Raw genomic sequence first — 946 nt, 5'->3', positions numbered from 1 at the left:
ACGAAGGGCAGACCACATGGACGCCGACCTCGACCAGCGCCAGCTCTACCAGCAGGCTTTCCGAAAGCGCCACCACCCCGGCCTTGGCCACGTTGTAGTTGCTCATCGCCGGGCCCTGCATCAACGCCGCCATCGAGGCGATGTTGACGATCTTGCCCTTGCTTCGCTCCAGCAGCGGCAGGAAGGCCTTGCAGCCCTTGACCACGCCCATCAGGTTGATCGCGATCTGCCAGTCCCAGTCCTCCAGGGACAGCTCGCCGAAGAAACCGCCGGAGGCGACCCCGGCGTTGTTGACGATGACGTCGATGCCGCCGAACTTCTCCTCGCAGCTCTGCGCCAGCGCGGTCAGTTGACTGTAGTCGCGTACGTCGCAACGCTGGGTGAAGCCATCGCCACCCGCCTCGCGCACCAGTTTCAGGCTTTCCGCCAGGCCGGCTTCGTTGACGTCGGCCAGCGCCAGGCGCCAGCCGTCACGCGCCCAGCGCAGGGCGATTTCGCGCCCCAGCCCGGAGCCGGCACCGGTGATCATCATGCGGTTTTGCATAGGGGTCCTGCCTTCCTGTTCGTGTGATGAAGGCCAGTGTAACCAAGGGTTTCAGCGGCCTCCGGCTAAATCAGGAAGCTGAATGCCTCGGGCAAACCCGGACATGCCGGGCCGCGCGAGGGGCTCAGGCGAGCAGCAGGACGCAGAGCTTGCCCAGGACCAGGGCGATGCCGCAGGAAACCAGCAGGTAGGAGGCGCCATCGAGACGCCGGCGGTACAACTGGGCGAAGGAACCCACGTGATGCTGCAGGACGAACATTCCCAGTGCCACCAGGATCGCCGGGATCAGGAAGACGAATTGCCAGAAGTGTTCGACCGCCAGCGTCGCTTCGCCGTCGTCCGCGAGCAGCAGGGCGCCCCCCAGCAACTGGCCCAGCAATAGCAGCCCCCCGACGCCAATAC

Annotated in this window: 2 protein-coding genes; both read right to left on the bottom strand. The window is 65.4% G+C overall.

Annotated elements, in window-relative coordinates; translation table 11 throughout:
* Positions 1 to 544: SDR family oxidoreductase (locus EEB15_RS33075; protein ID WP_121234397.1), on the bottom strand; the 544-nt coding region annotated here is incomplete at its 3' end.
* Between the two features lie 124 nt (positions 545 to 668).
* A partial coding sequence (locus tag EEB15_RS33070; protein ID WP_141514236.1) for a hypothetical protein occupies positions 669 to 946 on the bottom strand: 278 nt, incomplete at its 5' end.

It is taken from the genome of Ramlibacter sp. WS9, assembly GCF_003797765.1.
GTDB lineage: Bacteria > Pseudomonadota > Gammaproteobacteria > Burkholderiales > Burkholderiaceae_C > Ramlibacter.
Note: the sequence above shows the minus strand (reverse complement) of the source record. Positions and strands in the feature narration are given on the sequence as shown.